General features: G+C 41.0%; 18 protein-coding genes. 1 reads left to right on the forward strand and 17 read right to left on the reverse strand.

Annotated features, from left to right (window positions below; all coding sequences use genetic code 11):
- Positions 1-80 precede the first annotated feature (80 nt).
- The 13 genes from ACQRD1_RS06515 to proC form a co-directional block, all read right to left on the reverse strand.
- Positions 81-2,063 carry a sodium-translocating pyrophosphatase gene (locus tag ACQRD1_RS06515; protein WP_235232569.1) on the reverse strand — a complete coding sequence of 661 codons (1,983 nt, stop codon included), beginning with the start codon at positions 2,061-2,063 and terminating at the stop codon, positions 81-83.
- 145 nt (positions 2,064-2,208) lie between these two features.
- Entirely contained in the window at positions 2,209-2,970 is a 762-nt protein-coding gene (locus ACQRD1_RS06520; RefSeq protein ID WP_347375955.1) for an acyl-CoA dehydratase activase, read from the reverse strand.
- A gap of 14 nt (positions 2,971-2,984) precedes the next feature.
- A complete protein-coding gene (locus tag ACQRD1_RS06525) occupies positions 2,985-3,245 on the reverse strand; it encodes a DUF3343 domain-containing protein (RefSeq protein WP_235232567.1) in 261 nt (86 codons plus the stop codon).
- Positions 3,246-3,267: 22 nt separating this feature from the next.
- Positions 3,268-4,542, reverse strand: coding sequence for a double-cubane-cluster-containing anaerobic reductase (locus tag ACQRD1_RS06530; RefSeq protein WP_235232566.1), 1,275 nt, complete (start codon positions 4,540-4,542; stop codon positions 3,268-3,270).
- A gap of 140 nt (positions 4,543-4,682) precedes the next feature.
- Entirely contained in the window at positions 4,683-5,834 is a 1,152-nt protein-coding gene (locus ACQRD1_RS06535; RefSeq protein WP_235232565.1) for an aminotransferase class V-fold PLP-dependent enzyme, read from the reverse strand.
- Complete coding sequence (gene truA, locus ACQRD1_RS06540) at positions 5,815-6,567, reverse strand: tRNA pseudouridine(38-40) synthase TruA (RefSeq protein ID WP_235232564.1); 753 nt, start codon at positions 6,565-6,567, stop codon at positions 5,815-5,817. The genes ACQRD1_RS06535 and truA overlap by 20 nt, the downstream gene beginning before the upstream one ends.
- Positions 6,568-6,644: 77 nt before the next feature.
- On the reverse strand, positions 6,645-7,439 hold the full coding sequence (locus tag ACQRD1_RS06545) for an energy-coupling factor transporter transmembrane component T family protein (RefSeq protein WP_235232563.1): 795 nt from the start codon (positions 7,437-7,439) through the stop codon (positions 6,645-6,647).
- Positions 7,436-8,290: an energy-coupling factor transporter ATPase gene (locus ACQRD1_RS06550; RefSeq protein ID WP_427743112.1), complete on the reverse strand. Its 855-nt coding sequence runs from the start codon at positions 8,288-8,290 to the stop codon at positions 7,436-7,438. Before ACQRD1_RS06550 ends, ACQRD1_RS06545 begins: the two co-directional genes overlap by 4 nt.
- On the reverse strand, positions 8,281-9,126 hold the full coding sequence (locus ACQRD1_RS06555; RefSeq protein WP_427787189.1) for an energy-coupling factor transporter ATPase: 846 nt from the start codon (positions 9,124-9,126) through the stop codon (positions 8,281-8,283). The genes ACQRD1_RS06550 and ACQRD1_RS06555 overlap by 10 nt, the downstream gene beginning before the upstream one ends.
- 21 nt (positions 9,127-9,147) lie before the next feature.
- Positions 9,148-9,666, reverse strand: a complete 519-nt coding sequence (locus tag ACQRD1_RS06560) for a peptidylprolyl isomerase (RefSeq protein WP_235232560.1) — start codon at positions 9,664-9,666, stop codon at positions 9,148-9,150.
- An 88-nt stretch (positions 9,667-9,754) separates the two neighbouring features.
- On the reverse strand, positions 9,755-11,356 hold the full coding sequence (locus ACQRD1_RS06565) for an aryl-sulfate sulfotransferase (RefSeq protein WP_427787190.1): 1,602 nt from the start codon (positions 11,354-11,356) through the stop codon (positions 9,755-9,757).
- Between the two features lie 59 nt (positions 11,357-11,415).
- Positions 11,416-12,057, reverse strand: coding sequence for a BtrH N-terminal domain-containing protein (locus ACQRD1_RS06570; RefSeq protein ID WP_235232558.1), 642 nt, complete (start codon positions 12,055-12,057; stop codon positions 11,416-11,418).
- A 142-nt stretch (positions 12,058-12,199) separates the two neighbouring features.
- Positions 12,200-12,994, reverse strand: coding sequence for a pyrroline-5-carboxylate reductase (gene proC, locus ACQRD1_RS06575; protein WP_235232557.1), 795 nt, complete (start codon positions 12,992-12,994; stop codon positions 12,200-12,202).
- Positions 12,995-13,224: 230 nt separating this feature from the next.
- Here proC and ACQRD1_RS06580 point away from each other — a divergent pair, with 230 nt between their 5' ends.
- Positions 13,225-13,866, forward strand: a complete 642-nt coding sequence (locus tag ACQRD1_RS06580) for a GntR family transcriptional regulator (protein WP_235232556.1) — start codon at positions 13,225-13,227, stop codon at positions 13,864-13,866.
- Between the two features lie 15 nt (positions 13,867-13,881).
- On the opposite strand, the gene ACQRD1_RS06585 is transcribed toward ACQRD1_RS06580, so the two are convergent.
- The 4 genes from ACQRD1_RS06585 to ACQRD1_RS06600 all read right to left on the reverse strand — a co-directional run bounded on the left by ACQRD1_RS06585 (position 13,882) and on the right by ACQRD1_RS06600 (position 16,368).
- Positions 13,882-14,469 carry a TetR/AcrR family transcriptional regulator gene (locus ACQRD1_RS06585; RefSeq protein ID WP_235232555.1) on the reverse strand — a complete coding sequence of 196 codons (588 nt, stop codon included), beginning with the start codon at positions 14,467-14,469 and terminating at the stop codon, positions 13,882-13,884.
- Between the two features lie 104 nt (positions 14,470-14,573).
- Positions 14,574-14,843 carry an acylphosphatase gene (locus ACQRD1_RS06590; protein ID WP_235232554.1) on the reverse strand — a complete coding sequence of 90 codons (270 nt, stop codon included), beginning with the start codon at positions 14,841-14,843 and terminating at the stop codon, positions 14,574-14,576.
- Between the two features lie 16 nt (positions 14,844-14,859).
- Complete coding sequence (locus ACQRD1_RS06595; RefSeq protein ID WP_235232553.1) at positions 14,860-15,804, reverse strand: DUF1848 domain-containing protein; 945 nt, start codon at positions 15,802-15,804, stop codon at positions 14,860-14,862.
- A 27-nt stretch (positions 15,805-15,831) separates the two neighbouring features.
- Entirely contained in the window at positions 15,832-16,368 is a 537-nt protein-coding gene (locus ACQRD1_RS06600) for an HD domain-containing protein (protein ID WP_235232552.1), read from the reverse strand.
- Positions 16,369-16,379 lie beyond the last annotated feature (11 nt).

Here is a 16,379-nt window from a genome sequence, read left to right on the forward strand (position 1 = left end):
GCCTGACAATATATAATGGCAGTATTTCCATTTTTCTGAAAATACTGCCATACATAACACAATAAATCTATATTTTTTAATTACAATAATCCACCTACTGCTAAGAACAGTGGCGCAAATACTAATGATACAATAGTCATCAATTTAATCAGAATATTGATAGACGGACCAGATGTATCTTTGAACGGATCTCCTACAGTATCTCCTACAACGGCTGCTTTGTGAGCTTCGCTGCCTTTTCCGCCATGGTTACCATCTTCAATATACTTCTTAGCATTATCCCATGCACCACCGGCATTGGACATAAAGATTGCCATCATAACACCCGTTACTAATGCACCGGCGAGAAGGCCGCCTAATGCTGCAGGTCCTAACAGGAGACCAACTGCCAACGGAGAAATAACTGCCATGATACCAGGTACCAGCATCTCTTTTAATGCTGCTGTTGTAGAGATTGCAACGCAAGACTTATAATCTGGTTTCGTCTTACCTTCCATAATTCCAGGCATCTCTCTAAATTGACGTCTTACCTCTTCGATCATCTTATATGCCGCCTTAGATACAGACTGCATTGTCATAGAAGAGAATAAGAATGGAAGCATACCACCGATCAGTAATCCGATAATAACACGGCTGTCAAGAATATCAATGCTTTCCAGTTTTACAGCTTCTGCATAAGATACAAACAATGCCAACGCTGTCAATGCAGCGGAACCGATTGCAAAACCTTTTCCCATTGCTGCAGTTGTGTTACCAACAGCATCCAGTTTATCTGTAATCTTACGTACTTCCGGATCAAGACCGGACATCTCAGCGATACCACCGGCATTATCAGCAATCGGTCCATACGCATCAACCGCTACAGTAATTGCAGTCGTAGACAACATACCTACAGCTGCCAGTGCGATTCCATAAAGTCCACAGAACTGATATGCAATAAAGATACCAATACAGATTAAAAGAATCGGGATTGCGGTAGATTTCATACCTACGGCAAGACCACTGATAATTGTAGTTGCGGAACCAGTCTCTGACTGTTCTGCAATCTCTTTTACAGATTTATAATCACCAGAAGTATAAACTTCTGTAATAATACCAATCAATAATCCTACTGCTAATCCGGCTACGATCGCAATCGCCGCTTTAAAATCACCAAAGAAATATTTGCTGAATACAAATGCTACAATCAACACAAGAAGACTGGATACATAAGATCCCATCTTTAACGCTTTATGCGGATTGGAATTCTCGTCTCCTCTTACGAAGAATGTTCCAAGAATAGAAGCAATCAATCCTAATCCTGCAATTACCAGCGGAAATACTGCACCAGCCACTTTATAATATACGATTCCAAGTGTGAGAGCAGAAATCAATGCTCCTACATATGACTCAAACAAGTCTGCTCCCATTCCGGCAACGTCACCTACGTTATCACCTACATTGTCAGCGATAACTGCCGGATTACGCGGATCATCCTCCGGAATTCCTGCTTCTACTTTACCTACAAGGTCTGCACCTACGTCAGCGGCCTTTGTATAGATACCACCACCAACACGGGCGAACAATGCGATAGAAGAAGCTCCAAGGCTGAATCCTGAAAGCACATCTACATTTCCTGTAATAAGGTAGATTGCACTTACTCCCAGGACACCAAGACCTGCTACACACATTCCCATAACTGCTCCACCGGAAAATGCAATAGAAAGCGCTTTGTTCATGCCACTTTCTTTCGCTGCATTAGCAGTTCTTACATTTGCCTTTGTAGCTACACTCATTCCAAAATATCCTGCCAGTGTAGAGAACACAGCTCCAACCACGAAGCAGACTGCAGTTACCCAGTTACCAATTCCAAAGCCAATCAAGAAAAACAGCACAGCAACAAAGATAATCAAAATCTTGTATTCAGCTGTCAGAAAGGCTTGAGCACCCTCACTGATGGAAGATGCAATTTCCTTCATTCGGTCTGTTCCTGCGTCCTGCTTGCTGACTCTTGCTGCTAAAACACCTGCAAACGCAAGAGCAATAACGCCCAACACGGGAACAATTTTCAAAAACATTTCCATAATAAAAATCCTCCCACAGATTTATTGTATTTTTATATTATCACAAAATCTGAACTTGTATATAGTTTTTTCTGATTTTTACTCATTCTTTTCTAATGTAAATGAAGAATTTTCTTCTTTTTCTATTTTAAAAAAGAAGTCAAAATTATTTTGACTTCTCCTTCGCAAGCAGCGCTGCACCCAGCGCTCCCGCATATCTTCCATGTTCTGTCGGTTCTACTTTCTGTCCAATCTTGGCAGACAGTATACTTGTAAAATATTGGCTGTGACTTAATCCACCTGTCAATATCACTTTTTCGGGCAGACTCTTTCTCTGACTGAGCTGCGACACTTTTGCTGCCACAGAATCTACCACTCCAGCCGCAATGTCTTCTCGTTTTCTTCCTTCTCCGATATAATTAATTACTTCTGATTCTGCAAATACTGTACACAGCGAACTAATCGGAAGGACCGTACCTGATTCCGCCATATCAAACAGCTCCTGCAAGGTAATTCCAAGGCGATTTGCCATAATTTCCAAAAATTTTCCAGTTCCTGCTGAACACTTATCATTCATGAGAAAATCTTGTACCATTCCATGTTCGACCAGAATCACTTTGGTATCCTGCCCCCCTACATCAATGATTGCACAGTCATTGCCCGCCATCTCTCTGCCACCCCGGGCATGACAGGTAATCTCTGTAATTACATAATCTGCGAAATCTACAGCTACACGTCCGTATCCTGTTGCTACCACTTTAGTGTCATTTGACAAAACATCGATGCCATTTTCTTTCAACTTTTCTTTAATTGTCAGAGTTGTTTCTTTGCTGCTCCATCCAGTCGGCAACACAAACTGCATCTCATGATCTCCTATTGCCACTACCTTTGATGCTGTCGACCCAATATCAATTCCTACATAATTCACTTTTTTTACCTCTTTTAGCAATATTTATCCCTTCTGGGATTGATGTCCCTCTCAACAGCTGCGATTTTCAGAATCTCTATCTCATGCTCTTTAATGCAAGTTCTGATTATATCCAGATCTTCTTCCCTTACCATCAGAGAGATTCCACAGCATTTGCTCGCAGTTCTGGGGGTAGGAGCAATGGTTGCCCGAACCCCCAGATTTTTTAATTCTTTATATAACCGCATGCCGTTATCATGATTGGGAAAAAGCACATAATGCTGTATGTTCTGCATATGTACACTTCCTTTTTGTATTTTAATTATTTAACATCTCAACAAAAGCGCTGATTCTTGTGCGAAGCTGCTGTGCATCACTGTCTGTATAATCTGTCTCAATTCCAAGAACCGGAATTCCGGCTTCTTTCATCGCACGTTCCACGAAATATCCTTCCGTATCATACAGATTACAGAACTTCAAGTTGACATCAATAATACCATCGACCTTATATTCTTTTGCAAAGCGTAAAATATCATCGATTCTTGCCTGGTTTGGAGTGAAGCATGCACAGTTAATTCCCATATATCTTTCAGCCAGCGCATCAATCTGTCCATCGATAGTTGTCTGAGTCTCGTCCACCAATCGCTCAAAATAACGTGTACCTGTACACATCTCTTCACAGACAACGACTGCGCCACTTGTCTCTACTATATTATGCAGCTTCCAGTTCGGAATTGCAAGAGGTGTACCTGTCAACATAATACGTTTTGTTCCGGCTGGAACTACACTTACTCCGTCCTGAATGCGCTGTTCCAACTCATCACACAGCTTGTTCGTCATCTGTGTAAATCTTGCCGGATCATCGTAGAATGCAATCTGTGATATCACAAGTGCATCAGTACCGCTGATTGGAAGATTCTCACTCTTACGCGTCTCATATAATCTTGCCAAAGCTTTTCTCTTCGCATTAATAAGCTTGATACTTTCTGCAAGTGATTCCTCTGTCACTTTATTGCCGGTAAATTCTTCTACTACATTTTTCAGCTCTTTAATCTCTTCGGCCCACGCTTTCACATCTTTCGCGCGTTTCATCTGCGGAAGATCCATTACATGAACCGGAACATCTTCTGACAGGATCTCCCATGCCTTCTTCTTACCATCGCAGGTTGTCTCCCCAATATACATATCTGCAATGCGGAAAAATGGGCAGGTACGGTCTAATCTTGCTCCGACAGATGCCTTGATCAACGGACAAGTATTCGTCGGAAGCACTTTCTCACCGCCTGGAACCCAGAACTGTGATCCGCCGCAAAGTCCCGTTGCAATTGCATCAGCTGCAAAAATGATCTCATCTGGTACATACACACAGAATGTACCGAATACTTTTCCACCTTTCTTCTGATGCTCGATTAATTCTGCCGGGCGAATGCCGTGAATGTCTGCTACAACCATATTGTAGTAATCCATGCACTCCGGGCGATTTTCCTGAGACAAGAAAACATCTCCAAACGCCTGCGGAAGCACCGCGCACAATTGATCATGCAGCTCAATATCCATTCCCAGATCTTCCCACATTTTACGATAATCAGCCATATTATTTTCCTCCTTGTGACTCTTTGTCGTACTTATAATTACTAGCTTAACCGTAACATGTTTGTTTTAATGGGGCAATAAATTCAGGTCAGAATATATATTGATTTTTCTTATATTATTACTAGGTTTATTTATATATTCTATACTGATAATATTTCTCGAAATCCCTCTATGCATTGATCAATCTCGCCTCTCGTATTGGAAGCACTAAAAGCAAAACGAACCGTTCCCTGTGGATAAGTATGCAATGTGCGATGTGCTATTGGTGCACAATGAAGGCCGACTCTTGTCATAATTCCATAATATTGTTCTAACTCAAAAGCAACAACCGCGTTATCCTCCTGCACGAAATCCAACGAAACAACCGCAACACGATCCTTCATTCCTTTTTTTCCCACAATACGGATGTTGGAGAATTCCTTTACATTTTCCAGAAAATACTGTGTCAACTCCATTTTCTTACGATGAATCGTCTCTATTCCAGTTTCTTCTATATACGACAGAGCCGCATGAAGGCCGATGATTCCCGGAAGATTCATAGTTCCGCTTTCATACTTGTCCGGAAGGCTTTCCGGCATCAGAAGTACATCTGACTGACTCCCTGTTCCGCCTGCGATATATGGCTTCATCTGATCATTCAGCTCTTCAGATATAAGAAAACCACCGATGCCCTGCGGCCCCAAAAATCCTTTATGCCCGGTAAATGCAAGGAAATCAACATTACATTCCTGCATATCTACTGGAATTGTACCCGCACTCTGAGCCGTATCAACAACAAAAAACAGATGATGCCTGCGGCAGATCTCTCCAATTGCCTTAATCGGGACAATGGTACCACACACATTTGAAGCGTGAAGCATAATCATTGCTTTTGTATTATTCTTAATGGCAAGCTCCACATCTTCGGGTTGAATCGTCCCATCCACTTCTGTTCTTACCACATCATAGGTAACGCCGATTGCCTCCATCTGTTTTAACGGACGCATAACTGCATTATGCTCCATCCCTGACACCAGGACATGATCTCCTGATTGCAGAAAACCTTTGATGAAGTAATTCAGAGAGTACGTAATTCCAGGTGTAAATATAACACTTCGAGAATCTTTTGCATGAAACAGACGTGCCAGCTGTTCCCGCGTATCCAGAACCGTTGCTTCCACCTCATAAGCACCTTCATAATTACCTCTGTTAATATTGAATGCCCCGTGAGTCAACAGATCAGCCATAGCTTCTGCCACTTTTGGCGCTTTTGGCCATGACGTACTGCCATTGTCAAAATAAATCTTCTCCATATTCAATCCCCACCAATACCAAACCATTCGGCGGCGCTGTCACGCCCGCTTCTGTCCGTTCTTTTGCATCTAATATTTCTTTCACCCGTTCAGGTGTATAGAAACCTCTTCCGACTCGAATTAACGTCCCCGCAATAATGCGCACCATATTATACAAAAAACCATTTCCGGTAATTCGTATGGTAATCTCAGGACCTTGCTGTTCAATCTGTATCTCCTTCACTGTACGAACAGTATCTTCCACATTCGTTCGTACATTACAGAAACTAACAAAATCATGTTCTCCGATTAGATACGATGCTCCTTGCCGCATCTTTTCTACGTCCATCGGGAAAGACACAAAGGTACTATATCTTCGTTTTAAAGGATTCGGCACAGGCGCATTATAAATGTGATATTCATACATCTTCGTCACCTCATCCTGATAACGGGGATGCCAATCCAACGGAACCTCCTCTGATCTTACAATCACAATATCCTCCGGAAGGCGTTGGTTCAATGCATACGCCATCCGTTCTGGCGGAATCGACGATTCCGTATCGAATACCGCCACATTTCCCAATGCATGCACTCCTGAATCCGTACGGCTGGCTCCTATAATACGAATCTTTTCACCTGTCAATTTTTGAAGCTTCGCATTCAACACCTCTTCAACCGTAATTCCATTCGGCTGAACCTGCCATCCACAATAATTTGTACCATCATAAGCAACAACAATTCTGACTCTTCTCATCTCATACCTCAAAAGGGACAGGGTAAATTGCAATTTGGGACGGAGTAAATTGAAAAAACCCCCGTCCCAAATTAATATCACCCTATCAAAACTACAGCAATTACATATACAATTACAACAATATAAGCCACATAATCTCTCTTTTGATAGTGGAGTGGTTTCATTTTTGTCCTTCCTTCTCCGCCGCGGTAACACCTTGCCTCCATGGCCATGGCAAGATCGTTGGCACGGCGAAAGGCGGATACGAACAGTGGAACCAGGATTGGAATCATGCTTTTTGCTTTTTGTATCATATTACCACTTTCCAGATCTGCCCCACGAGCTATCTGTGCTTTCATTATCTTGTCGGTCTCTTCCAGAAGGATCGGTATAAAACGCAATGCGATGGACATCATCATTGCCACTTCATGTACGGGAACATGGATTCTGTTCAATGGGTGCAGCAAGGCTTCAATTCCATCTGTCAATTCGTTTGGTGTCGTCGTAAATGTCATGAGCGAAGAACCGATAATTAAGTATATCAGGCGGATTGCCATATATACCGCCGTAATAAGCCCACCTTCTGTAATGGTAAAAATCCAGGCATGAAACAACACCTCACCGTCTCTTGTAAGGAACAGGTTAAAAAGAACGGTTATCATCAAGAGCATAACGATGGGTTTAAGGCCTCTTACAATATAGGAAAATGGAACCGTCGATATCTTGATTATAATTGCCAGGAAAATTGTTGCCACAATATACCCTGGAACGCTTCTGAATAAAAATAATGATACCAGATACAATAATGTGCATACTAGTTTTACTCTTGGATCCAATCTGTGTAATATACTTTTTGCCGGATAATATTGTCCTATTGTTATATCTCGAATCATCTTTTCTTCTCCAGTACCTTCATAATCTCATCTGCCGCTTCTTCCACCGTTGTAACATTCACCTTTACCGGCAGCCCTTTTTCTGCCAGATCATGCATGATATAAGTAACCTGCGGTGCTGCAAGCCCTATCTTCTCCAATTCCTGATAATGCTCGAACACTTTTTCCGGCTTATCATTATACATCACAGAGCCGTGATTCATTACAATAATGCGATCCGCATATCTCGCAATATCTTCCATGCTATGCGATACAAGAATGACTGTCATATCACTTTGCCGATGCAGATAGGCAATCTGATCCAAGATGTCATCTCGTCCTTTTGGGTCAAGGCCAGCCGTCGGTTCATCCAACACCAACACCTTCGGGCGCATTGCCAAAACACCGGCAATGGCTGCTCTTCTCTTCTGCCCACCAGATAATTCAAACGGAGAAGAGCGGTAGTATTTCTCCTTAAGACCTACAAGCTTCAATGCCTCCAACGCACGCTTCTCGCATTCCTCTGGTGTCAGTCCCTGATTCTTAGGACCAAAACATACATCTGTCATCACATCCACTTCAAACAGCTGATGCTCAGGATACTGAAATACAAGCCCTACCTGATTTCGCAATTCGCGCATGTTGTATCCTTCTGAATAAATATTTTCTCCATTAAAATACAATTCTCCACTGGTAGCTTTAAGCAATCCGTTCAGGTGCTGTATCAGTGTAGACTTTCCCGAGCCAGTGTGACCAATAATTCCTATGAACTCTCCATCTGGGATCTCCAGACAAATATCATTCAAGGCTTTTTTCTCATATGCCGTTCCTGGACTGTATACATAATTCAGATGTTCTAACTTCATTGACATAATGCTTCCACCAACTCTTCTTTTTTTAAAATACCGACTGGTATATCCAGACCTCGTTTTTTCAACTCATCTGCCAATATAGTAACCTGTGGCACATCCAGACGATATTTTTTCAATACATCTACTTGTGAAAATATCTCCCGCGGTGTTCCTTCCATCACAACATGTCCATGGTCCATAACATAAATCTTATCTGCATCAACCACTTCTTCCATATAATGTGTTATTAGGATTACCGTAACTTTCTTCTGTTTCCGAAGCTTCTGTACTGTCTTCAAAACTTCTTTTCTTCCCACCGGATCCAACATTGCCGTCGGTTCATCCAGGACAATGCATTTTGGTTCCATAGCCACCACTCCGGCGATCGCCACACGCTGCTTTTGTCCACCGGAAAGTTTATTCGGAGAATGATGTCTATATTCTATCATTCCTACTGCTTTTAAGCTTTCTTCTACACGCTGCCAGATCTCGTCCGTCGGTACACCAAGATTCTCCGGTCCAAACCCGACATCTTCTTCCACAACCGTTCCTATAATCTGATTATCCGGATTCTGAAACACCATGCCAGCCGACTGCCGCACATTCCAAAGTTCATTTGGATCACTGGTATCTTTCCCATTGACCCACATCGTTCCTTCTGTAGGGACAAGGATTGCATTGATATGCTTAGCCAATGTAGATTTACCAGAGCCATTGTGGCCTAAGATAGCAATGAATTGACCTTCTTTCACATCTATATCCACTTCATCAATCGCACGAGACATTCCTATGACATTTCCTTCTTCATCGCGCTTTTCATATTCAAATATCAGTTTTTCTGTCTGTACCATATCCATGGATTCTGCCTCCAGCTTTTCTTATGCTTTCTCTGGTTCTGGATAAGTTTCACCCTGTGTATCAACCGTCACTTTCTTCATCTTTTGTTCCTCTAACGGTCTGTCACTATAATCTGTATCCGTCTCTGCAATCTTATTTACCACATCCATACCTTCCACAATCTTTCCGAAAGCTGCATATGCACCATCCAGATGCGGAGAATTTTTATGCATGATGAAGAACTGTGAACCTGCTGAATCTGGATGCATTGCTCTGGCCATTGAAAGGACACCTTCTGTATGTGCCAGATCATTTTTGAAACCATTCTGTGAAAATTCTCCCTTAATGTTATACCCCGGGCCACCCATTCCAGTTCCATTCGGGCATCCGCCCTGAATCATAAACCCACGGATTACACGATGAAAAATCAATCCATCATAGAATCCTTTCTGTACCAGTGATATAAAATTATTCACGGTATTCGGAGCAATCTCCGGATACAATTCTGCTTTCATAATATCTCCATTTTCCATCTCAAATGTTACAATTGGATTTGCCATAACACTTTCCCCTTTTCTACTATATTTTTCTTTTTTTGACTATGTTTTCTATTGTAACGGATATTGAACCATTCGTAAAGTATACGACTTATTCTTTCTGACTTCCTGCAAAATAAAACCCTTCAAAATCATATTTATATACACGATATACGAATGTCTCTACATCCATCTGAAAACTTGCAATCAGTTCATGACTTTTATCATATTCTCCAAATACACCTTGCATACCAGAATCGATCACTGTATTCTCGTCCAGATTCTGAACACTGCTCCCACAATCAGAGTAAGGAACTTCAAATGAATCTATCAACTCGAATGTCGCCGCATTTTCATCAATCAGATACTTATAATAATATGAAGTTTCATTGATTTCTATATTATTTTGAAACAGATACACATAATATTGTCCATCTGAAAGGCTTTCATCCTTAACATAGGTAATGCTGTTCGGTCCTCCCTGAATGGTAAAGTCTCCGTTTTTCTGAAAAACCAGACTTTCGTATTCTGTATCAGCCCATACAGACTTTTCCCCTATAATATAGGAAACCGTCGGTGAATCGTAGACATTATCGATCTTAATAATAGAAGATGTTTCTCTGGAGCTTAATAAGATGGATCCATTTCCAATCCACTGAATGGTATTGATATGCATCCAGTCCAACTCATCGTCAGAATTCTTCTGACATTCTGCCTTGTAACTTCCAAATAAATCTCCAAGATCCAGAATCTCTGTCACTGTTCCTGAATTCACATCCAGTTTTATCACGATATCCTCAACACTATCCTGTGTCTTATCCGTTGCCAGAATCAGCATATTACCGTTGTCATCAAATACATAATCATGATGCAATTCATAGTTTCCAAGTTCATACACTTGTGTGACCTGTCCTAAACGGTTCACTTGCACCATCTTTGTCTCAGAAATACTGTAATACATATAATCCTGCTCAAAAATCAACCTACAGCTTCGATAACCCAGCAATGGGACTTCTCCGCGAAGTACCCCATTGTTATCATAATAGTACATGAAATTCAACTTCTCGCTGTCATTTCCCAGAACAACGTACAATCCTTCTTCCAGATCTTCCACATTTCCTTTTACTTCTTGTTCCAGCTTCACTTCTTCTGTTCCCAGAGCATCTCCCATCTCAAATACAATTTCTTTTGTGTCAGTGGATCCATCTTCCCTTGTCAAGAAAAAAGTAATCTGATTCTCCATATTTGGCACGAGACCGATAACTTGAAATTCATGCTCTGTCTGATATCTTTCTGTTTGATATACATTCTGGGCGAAATCGCTGACAGAAGAGTCTTTCACATGAATAGTATAGCTGACATTCATTGGTTCATCCGTATTAAAATAAACATACAATGACTGATTGTTAGTGCCAAAAGGGTTCTGCTCGATCAGCATATTATTGATCGTATAATCCTGAGACTTTTTCTTCTCTTCCAGACGGCTGGCAATCTCTTTTTGCTCTTCTACATCATAAGTCTTACTTATCTTTTCCAGCATCTCCTGCTGTTCCCGGGATAGTCCATCCTCTTCTTTTTCTGTCGACTCCGTCTGTTCCTCGACAGCTTCCGGTTCTTCCTTCATATCACTATTCGCACCAGACCTTCCCAGTACCACTGCAATGCAAAGAGCTGCTGCCACAATGCCTCCTTGTATAATCCGTCTTTTTTTCATCCTGTAAACCTGCCTTTTCTCTATGATGTCATAATCAAAAGCCCCACCTATGAGTAAGCTCATGTGAGTTTAGGCCTTTGGACCCTGGTATCATATAATACAATTCCACCTTTTTCATCCATTCCGGTATCCCATAATTCCTTCATTGATAATCTGGTCTCTTCTCCATAAGTCGCCACATAGATATCCATACCTTCTTTTGTCTCTTCATACCCAACGACCAGGAACCAGTGCCATATAAAGTCTTTATACTTTTCCGGCTTCTTGTGCTTCAGCATTAAATATGGCACGGGAATTCCAGCATCAATCTGGTATTTGACTGCACGGGAAGCTTCCTCATAAGAACATTCCCCGCTAAGTCCGCGCATTCCGATCTTAATCTGTGTATTTTCCCGGTGATTCACATCTTGAATATATTTGTTCAATCCTTCCATATACCATTCCAGCTTTTTTACACCACCAACTCTGGGACGGATATAGGGCTTCATTATCTGGCTGAACCTGCGGTACTCTTCCTTCGTAAGATGATTGATATCATAAGGATATAAGGCTGTCATTCCCATCTGTTTTGCAAAATAAATACAGCTGTCGCATGCAGTCGCCGCGCCACAACCTCCGATATTCATTACAACATTGGTGAACCATTCCTGATTGCCGCCATATGCATCTTCTATCGTAAAATAAGCTAAACTTTTCTTCAAATGCCCACCTTCTTTTTATATCTTTTCTCAAATCTTTATTATCTTACCACATTTTATTTTTTATGAACAGCAAAAAGTATCCTGACCAAACGGCCGGATACTTTTCGCTACTTGAGGGATTCTTATGTCAATTATTATTGGATTATAAGCTCTTGGAAATCTCTTCGCATACTTTCATTGCTTCGATGATCGCACTTCTAAATCCACGTTCTTCCAACGTACGAACAGCTTCAATTGTGGTTCCTGCAGGAGAACATACCATGTCTTTTAACTCACCCGGATGCTTTCCTGTGTCTAATACCATCTTCGCACTTCCCAAAACTGCCTGAGCAGCAAACTGATATGCCTGTGCTCTTGGCATTCCACCAGATACTGCTGCATCTGCCATTGCTTCAATCATAACAAATACATAAGCCGGAGAACTTCCGCTGACAGATACTACTACGTCCATCAAACGCTCTGGAACGATCTCTACACGACTAAAGCTTTCCAGAAGTGTACGCACATATGCGATCTCTTCCTCTGTCATATGCTCATTCGGGCAGGCAGCTGTCATACCTTCACCTACCATTGCCGGAGTATTTGGCATAGTGCGGACAAGTTTTACATCTTTACCAAACTTTTCAGAGAGCCAAGCCAGGGTCTTACCTGGAGCAATTGTTATAACAATCTGATCTTTCTTAATATCATCTTTAATCTCATTGATTACACTTTCATAAAACTGTGGCTTAACAGACAGGATGATGACTTCTGCTTTTTCAACGACCTCTTTGTTGCTGTCAGTCACATGAATGCCAAATTGCTTTTGTACACGTTCTCTTCCTGGCGCGAACAGATCGGCACCGATAATCTCCTCTGCCGGAATGATCGCTTTCTTAATAATACCACCCATAATTGCTGATGCCATGTTACCCGTACCGATAAATCCTAATTTCATCTTTCCTACCTTCCTTATCTCAAAAATCAGCTTTATTTTGTATACGTTTTTTAAATTTGTATACAATTTGTTTTCTGTATCGACTATACCATGTATAGAATCAAAAGTCAACATTTTTCTTGAGTTTTTCTTGAAAATACGTTATAATTTGTATACATTTTCAAAAAACGTATACGCTCATGATGTATATTTCCCCAAAAGCAAAGAATAATTTGAACGGAAGGTGTCCTATGGCTGAAAAAAACACATCCCTGGCAGATCAGGCTTATGAAACAATCAAAAACAACATTCTAAATCTGACATATCCACCTGGAATGCCACTTACAGAAGCTTTTCTTACGAAAGAACTGGGAATGAGCAGAAGCCCGGTACGAACCGCCATCCAGATGTTGCAGGCAGAAGGATTGATCGTATCTGACTATTACAAATCAATGACCGTCAAAGAGATTACCGACCAAGATATTAACGAGATCTATCAATTACGTGAATTATTAGAGGGGGCTGCATTCCGGTTAATCTTCACTTCCGGACGCAACGAAGAATATTCTTATCGAATTGAAGAGAAGATCGTCCGCATGTGTGCCGTCGCATCTGACGTGTATGAATGGGAGATTGCAGATACTGCTATGCATATGGAGATCATCAGTATTTTTGAAAATGAACGGATTAACAGAATCTATGAAAACAACTTATCAGAGCTGATCCGTATCGGACAATACTCTATCAAAAACGGTATGCGTATACCAAAGACAAACGAAAATTTAAAGGAAATGATAAAATACATGCGCAGCGGGAATTATGAAAAAGCATATGAAATTCTGAAAGCTGATCATTTTGGCATTGGGAAAAACAGCGCTTTAAAAGGGAGGTAGAACGCCTCCCTTTATCTATACTTTAAAATGTTCCATCATGTATGGCATGCACTCTTTACTGTACTCTCCCAAAGAGTATTTTCCTTTATTCAGACACCAGTCTGATACCAGTGCACGTTCACACAATGCATAATATCTTGTCACCTCACTGACAGAAATATCGGCACGGATCTGCCCACGCTTCTGTCCTTCATCCACAATCTTTGTAATCAATTTATAATAATTACGATTCTGATCCAGAAGATGACTTTGTCTCTCTGACACGAGCTGTGTAGAATAAAGAGATGCCAGCAATTCCCTGCTGATCTTCTCTTCCATCATTGTATGCACCTTATAATTCAGATATAATAATTTGTGAAAACTATTCATCTTCGGATCCATCTCAGTCTCCAACTCTTCATAGTAATCATCCAAAATTAATGACAATGTATCCAAAAGTTCATCCTTAGTACTAAAATAATAGTAAAAAGAGCCTTTTGAAGTGTCCGACAACGCAATAATGTCATCTACGGTTGTTCCATTATACCCCTTCTCATAAAATAACTGCCACGCCGCCGCAACAATTCTGCTCTTAACATCTTTCTTTTTCACACTTTTTTCCATAATCCTCACCTTTTTGTAAATCGGGGACGGGGGTTTTCTCATTTTCCTCCGTCCCTAATTCAATTTGCCGTGTCCCTTTTTATCCTTTTATATATCTTATCATACTAACGTACATAAAAACAACTTTCTGGTTCTACAGGAATTTCTTCCGTATCAATCCACTCAATGGTTATAAACATATTATGATTCAATCCTTCCATCAGCTTATATATCATCGGCTCACGACCTTGAATTTCCATTACTACAGTGCCATCATACTCATTTTTTACCCACCCTGTCAATCCCAATGACTGTGCCAGGCGCTTTGCTGTATAACGAAATCCTACACCTTGTACTCTTCCATAAAATACGATACGTTTTCTTACTTCTGCCATCTACTTAACCATCCCCTCAAAAACTGGAATACATTTCTGGCAAATCGAACAAAGAGATCTGGTTATCTCTACTCGACTTTACTTCCCGATCCGTAATAACTTCATCACCCTTCAGATGTCCTATCAACAATGGTGATTTTGCATCATGCTGCTGATTTTTTTTCTTTGCACTCTCCAATCCACTATTCGCATAACAATATTTACATCCATGAATGCAAGTATCATACATACCGATATCAATACTTTCTACGCATCTGCATTCTCTGCGCTGTCCGGTATCTTTCTTAAGATCCAGCTTATACCCAATGAGCTGGTGTATCTTCTCCTTATCAATACAAGATCCATGCATAATACCATATTTACTTAAATCAATCTTTTCTGCACATGTATACAACGGAAGCTGATACCTTCGGGCTATGTCCGAAAGGCCTTTCGCAAGTTCTTCCATCTCTTCTCTTTCCAATTCCAGATAAGGGCTTTCTCTTCCAGAATCGACAAAACTGATGATACATCTTGTCGTTGCATGATGCAGCCATTCACACATAAGTTCAAACTTTTCCAAATGATATGCAATGGTATATTTCTTTGTCAAGAGAATCGGATCAAACCGCCAGTCAATTCTTTCTTTTCCCAACCGTTCGCTCATTAAGAGAAATGTTGCCATGGACGCTGCCATATCCGGAAGATTTTCTTCAATATCGTCTTCATAATCTGTAATCGTCATCTGAAAATAATAATCATAATCCATGTCATCTATCTCTTTCAAGAACGGAAGCATCGGTTCTGGATTCTTTGTCCAGAACACAATGCAGTCTACCGTATCCGGTGACAGGAGGATACGGCTGACTTTTTTTCGATTGTATGGATTAGGAACCAATACTTCTCCCGCTTTGAGGCGATTCACAAACCACTCTGGATACAAAGCCGGAATATCCGTTCTTCTGCTTGCACTGATAATCATCTTTACACTCCTGACTACCTTTTATTTTTATCCAAAATTCTTCTCGATCAGCCGACAATATTCCTCATAAAATTCTACGCCGCTGAACGCTTCTTTCAATGCATCCCTGATTCCTTTATAATACCAGCCTATAATCTCTTTATCCTTCATCCGGAATCGATTCCACAATTCTTCCCCGTACACTGGATAATCCCGATCTATATCCCTCATATTCGACAGCTTATCCGCAAGACCGACCATCTGCACTTCTCTCGGTGCATTACGAATATGTTCAATGGTACTCCGTTTTCTCTCCATCCAGGTCTTTGATTTATCTTCACTTTCCTGAGCCACAATATAGGCAACTCTTTCCGAAAATTCCTGCGCAAGGATCCTCTGCGTTATCCCTTCGCAATCTTCAATTGTATCATGCAATACTGCCGCACTGATTACTTCCTCATCTTTTGTCATAGAAGATACAATATCACTTACTTCAATTGGATGGACAATGTAGGGACGTTTTGTTCCTTTTCTGAATTGTCCTTCATGTGCTTTGGTTGCGAATTCGATTGCCTTGTTAATCATAACTGTACCTC

This window comes from Bariatricus sp. SGI.019 (assembly GCF_050315235.1).
In the GTDB taxonomy this organism is placed as follows: domain Bacteria; phylum Bacillota; class Clostridia; order Lachnospirales; family Lachnospiraceae; genus JAFBIX01.